The following is a 4,599-nucleotide window of genomic DNA, read 5'->3' as shown; positions in this document are numbered from 1 at the left end:
ATTTCATTCTTACTAAAACTTAATCTATCAAAAAAATAGGGACTGTTGCAAATTTCACTCATTTGCGACAGCCCCTTTTAAAATCTTATTTTATCTTTATTAATCTTCGTAATGACCTTTGCAAGCATAAATCAGCAAATTATCTTGCTCATCTATATTGTAAATCAGTCTGTTTCCGTGATCTATGTGTCTGCTCCAAGCCCGTCCTTTTTGCAAGAGGGGCGCTCACAGGCGGCGCGGTGCTCTTCTCATCGGCTCACCGGAATGGAAATCTCGAAAACAGCGCCGCTATCCCCGTTGTAGGCACAGATCGTTCCCTTATGCAGGTGGATGATCTCCTTCGTCAGGGCAAGGCCGATGCCGGATTTTCCGCTTTTTCCCATGTAGAAGCGGTCAAAGATGTGGGGCAGGTCTTCCTCGGCGATGCCGTCCCCGTCGTCCTGTATCCGGATAGTCACGTGCCGCTTGTCCATGCGGCAGGTCAGGCGCAGCTCGCTGCGGGCATAGCGTATGCCGTTGGATAGAATATTGGTGATGGCTCTGCGCAACCGGGTGTCGTCGCAGTTGACTATAACGGGCGTTTCAGGGAAGTCCGGCACGATGGCAATGCCGCCGGCGGCGGCTGTCGGCTCCACGGCGCGTATGCTGTCGTAGAGCAGCTCACGAATATCCATTTCGGAAAGGGTAAGCTGCTGCCGCCCCATGTCGATTTTCGAGATGTCCAGAAGCTCGTCCACCAGCTCCGTCATGCGGTCGCTCTCCTCCAGAATTACCTCCGCCGCGCTGCCTGTGTCCGTCACGCCCGCCTGTATGCCCTCCGCATAGCCCTGTATCGCCATAAGCGGCGTTTTCAGCTCGTGTGAGGCATTCTGGAAGAAGGTCTGCTGCCGCTCCGCCTCCTTTTCAATATCCCGGCCAAAGCGGAAGCCCAGCAGGCACATGATGAAGGAGATTACCAGCAGCACTCCAAAGAACGCCCAGTTCAGCGTAACAATATAGCGTGTGATGGGACCAATGTCTATGTACATGATATAGGTGTACGGCTTTTCCCGATCGTCCTGCTCCTCCTGCACAGACATGAATATCAGGTGATGCCTGTCCGTTTTGAAGGTATAGCATTGGTTGAGCGACAGATCCCGCCCGTTGCAGTATTCCAGCAGTTTTTTCTCCAGCCGATAGGTATCCCGGTTCCATGTGTTAGGTCGGTATCCGTCATCCAGTTCCAAAAAGACGATGCTGGGGGTAAGGAAATTCTCCTCCTCGCCCTCGTCATAAATCGGCTCATCGTCGGTATAGGGGATGGTGCGGTTTTGATACGCTGCCTCGCTGATGAGCGCCTTTTTTGCCTCACGCACAAAATGTGCGGGTATGACGAGGTTCACCGCCACCATGAACAGGGCAAAGAGCAGCAGCGCCGAGCAAAGGATCAGATATACGATCCGCAGTTTGATGTTTTTCATGTGCGCTCCGCCCCCTTCAGCTTGTAACCAAAGCCCCATATGGTGCTTACGCTGACAGTGCTGCCCGCTTGCAGCAGTTTTTTTCGGATACGGCGCAGGGTTTCGTCGGTCACGCGGGTCTCCACCTCCGAGTCAAAGCCCCACACCGCGCTAAGCAGCTCATCACGGGAATAGGCCTTTTCCGGCTGTTTCATCATATAGCTGAGCAACCGCAGCTCGGTCTGGGTCAGCGCCACGATCGTGCTTCCGCAAAAGACGGTGTTTTCCGTAGCGGAATAGCGGATATCCCCGTAATGCAGCTCATCCTCTGCCGCCGCCGTTTTTCCTCGGTCCATCTCCACACGGCGTAGCAGCGCTTTGACCTTCATCAGCAGTATGGTGGGACGGAAGGGCTTGGTTAGATAATCGTCGCTGCCCTGGCTGATGCCCATGACATAGTCCAGCTCGCTGTCCTTGGCGGTGAGCAGGATGATGGGAATATCGGAAACAAAGCGAAGCTCCCGGCACACGGTAAGTCCGTCCGTGCCGGGCATCATAATGTCCAATATCACAAGCTCCGCAGGCTCCTGACGGAATGCCTCCAGCAGCGCATCACCGCTTTCAAAGGAGTGCACGGTATATCCGTCGCTTGCCAGGAAGCTGTGCAGCAGCTCCCGTATGCTCTTTTCATCGTCCGCCAAATAGATGGAATGTCCCATGGTGACCTCCTTGAAAGCAACGCCAAATGCTGCGCACAGGCGCAGCATCGGCATCGTATTTAGTTAATCATATCAGATAACCTCTTTGCCGTCAAGGGTGCAGTTGCCGCTTTCGCAACCGATATTGCCCCAAATGGTATCGTACAGCTTGCACAGCTGGTTATCCAGCTCTACCAGACGGTTGTAATCGGCGATCAACGCGTCCTTTTCCGCATCGGATAGGAAGCTCAGGCTGCGGATGAAGGCGGCCTCATCATAGTTGTCGAAGTCGTAGTCGTCCGGCAAATTGAAGTACGCTTCATCTACCTTGTCCCACAGGTCGGCGTTCTTCTCGCAGACGCGGTCATACTCCTGCTCCAGGGTGTCGATCTCGTCCAGCACCTTGGGGTCAGCCTTTTCCAGTGCCTTCTCGTAAAGTGGCATATTGTCGCAGTCGGGTAGCTTCTCATACAGTGCCTCCATCTGGGCATCCAGCTTATTCAGCTCCTTGATGTCCGCCAGAATCGTTTCCTTCTCGGCTTCGGTCAGGGCATTGGTGCCGCGGATAAACGCCGCCTCATCAAAGTTTGTGAAGTCATAGTCATCAGGCAGGGTGTTGTAGACCTCGTCCAGCTTTTCCCACAGCGCCGCGTTTCTCTGGAAGATGGCGTCGCTCTTCTCTTCCACCGCCTCAATCTGCTCCCAGATGGCGTCCTCATTCTCGGTGGCAATTTTGGTAACAGGCTCCATTGGCGCGGATGTGGCGGCAAAGGCGGAGGTCGCTGTGCCGATGCTCGTTACCGTCAATGCCAGTGCCAGTGCAAAGCTCAAAATAGTTTTCTTTTTCATGGTATATTACGCTCCTTTTTGAAGTATTTTGTGGTTGTCTATCAACCTTGACTCTATCATACCAGAAGCGGCTTCGGATTTCCCCCGCAAAAATGCAGGGAAAGTGTCACAAAAGTGCAACAAGATCAAGCCGGAAAATGAACGAAAGGCCCGCTCCACGCCCCAAGGGCAGAAACGGGCAGACGTTCTTCTTATTATTTCACTTTGCACACCAGGGTGGATCCCATTCATATATTCCCGTTTGCAAAAGCAAGCCATTTTGCGCCGTAAAAATCAAAGTAGAAGCGCTGCCCCACCTCATTTTCCACAAAGTGTCTTTTAATATGATACTAGCCGCGAAGCTCATCTCGCAGGACGGCGTCCATGGAGATCGGCTTTACCCATACACAGTCGTACCCGGTAAGCTCATACCTTCTCAACGGCATGGTTACTGCCGCGCCGGGTGTTGCAAAAGCCGGAGGCAGAACATACACTTCGGCTGCATCTGCCAGCGACAGACGCAGCCCGCTTGCGAAGAGGAGCTCTCCTTCTATCGCATTCACCATTGCCCAGCCATATCGGCTTGAGAAGACGGGCGTATCATGACTGTATAGCTGTATTCGTTTTTCCAAATATTCACTGAAATCTCGGTTGCATTTGCATGCTTAATAGCGTTGGTTAAACAGACCTGCATGGCGGTGTACATCATTTCCGCCCCACCGTCCGTCGGTTCTTTTCCTCTTATCCTTACTGTGACGCCGCCCGTCTTTGCACTGTCAAGCAGTTTTTCCTTTGCCGACAGACCGATTGCACCCCGAAAGGTAATTGCTTTCTCCCATTCACGGCACACAACATCCGCTTCAATACCGTCAAATTCTCCTATTATGTACTGTTTCGTCAATGTAATGCAGGCGGCAAGGTTGTCGTGCATGGAAGATTTTGCATCAAGTCGCTCCTTTTCCCGCACTAATGCCACAACATTATCGGAAAGCTGCTTCAATTTTTCCGAATCTTCCTCAAGTTTTCTGCTGTCATTGGTAAGCTGCACCAAAGCACGCTGCAACTCGGGAACAGATAACGATATTTCCGTTGCGGTCTGCGATACATGCCGACAATGTTGTTGCCTCAAAGAGTTCTACATAGCCTTTATTGGACTGTATCATCCGGCAATGTACACAGCTTTCATAAATTGCCGCATATAAAAGGCAATACATAACATTCATATCGCCGAGCCACCAGCGTATAGCCGGCAGACCCGATAAATACAGGCTCTATAATAAATGTTGGGGTAAAAAGGGGCTGTCGCATTAACACCCTCAAAAAGAAAAACCGGGTAGCCCGAAAGGGTTGCCCGGTTAGTGCTTTCTATAGTATAATTTAATTGCAAACAAAAAACAAAGAAAGCAGGTAAATTATACAACAATGAGAAGCAGAAATCAATTGGTTTTACCATTAAATTTAGAAATAAAAATCGAGAAAAATGATCCGGTAAGAAAATTAGCGGAAATATGTGATGAATTAGATTACACAAAGCTCTATTCTTTGTACCTGAGAAGCTGGCGAAAAATAGATCCGGCAGTTTTGTTTGAGATACTTGTGTTTGCATATATGAACGGCATTTATTCAAGCAGGGA

Annotated in this window: 7 protein-coding genes; 1 reads left to right on the top strand and 6 read right to left on the bottom strand. The window is 50.8% G+C overall.

All coding sequences use genetic code 11. The annotated features are described in order from the left end of the window. Nucleotides 1-99 precede the first annotated feature (99 nt). From AAAY30_RS11185 to AAAY30_RS11160, 6 genes are all read right to left on the bottom strand, one after another. On the bottom strand, nucleotides 100-216 hold the full coding sequence (locus AAAY30_RS11185) for a type II toxin-antitoxin system YoeB family toxin (protein ID WP_444425535.1): 117 nt from the start codon (nucleotides 214-216) through the stop codon (nucleotides 100-102). Nucleotides 217-248: 32 nt separating this feature from the next. Continuing rightward, nucleotides 249-1,460 (bottom strand): sensor histidine kinase, encoded by a 1,212-nt coding sequence (locus tag AAAY30_RS11180; RefSeq protein WP_499222364.1) that lies wholly within the window; start codon nucleotides 1,458-1,460, stop codon nucleotides 249-251. Then, entirely contained in the window at nucleotides 1,457-2,158 is a 702-nt protein-coding gene (locus AAAY30_RS11175; protein ID WP_499215960.1) for a response regulator transcription factor, read from the bottom strand. The genes AAAY30_RS11180 and AAAY30_RS11175 overlap by 4 nt, the downstream gene beginning before the upstream one ends. Nucleotides 2,159-2,230: 72 nt before the next feature. Then, a complete protein-coding gene (locus AAAY30_RS11170) occupies nucleotides 2,231-2,986 on the bottom strand; it encodes a hypothetical protein (protein WP_499215961.1) in 756 nt (251 codons plus the stop codon). 538 nt (nucleotides 2,987-3,524) lie between these two features. Continuing rightward, nucleotides 3,525-4,013: a sensor histidine kinase gene (locus AAAY30_RS11165; protein ID WP_499215962.1), complete on the bottom strand. Its 489-nt coding sequence runs from the start codon at nucleotides 4,011-4,013 to the stop codon at nucleotides 3,525-3,527. After that, nucleotides 3,997-4,188 (bottom strand): hypothetical protein, encoded by a 192-nt coding sequence (locus tag AAAY30_RS11160; protein ID WP_499215963.1) that lies wholly within the window; start codon nucleotides 4,186-4,188, stop codon nucleotides 3,997-3,999. The genes AAAY30_RS11165 and AAAY30_RS11160 overlap by 17 nt, the downstream gene beginning before the upstream one ends. Before the next feature lie 199 nt (nucleotides 4,189-4,387). Between AAAY30_RS11160 and AAAY30_RS11155 the strand changes: the two genes are divergently transcribed. Then, nucleotides 4,388-4,599: transposase (locus AAAY30_RS11155; RefSeq protein WP_499222363.1), on the top strand; the 212-nt coding region annotated here is incomplete at its 3' end.

The sequence above is a fragment of the Ruminococcoides bili genome, assembly GCF_040093295.1.
Lineage (GTDB): Bacteria > Bacillota > Clostridia > Oscillospirales > Acutalibacteraceae > Ruminococcoides > Ruminococcoides intestinale_A.
The sequence above is the reverse complement of the archived record's forward strand: the minus strand, read 5'-3'. Positions and strand labels throughout refer to the sequence as shown.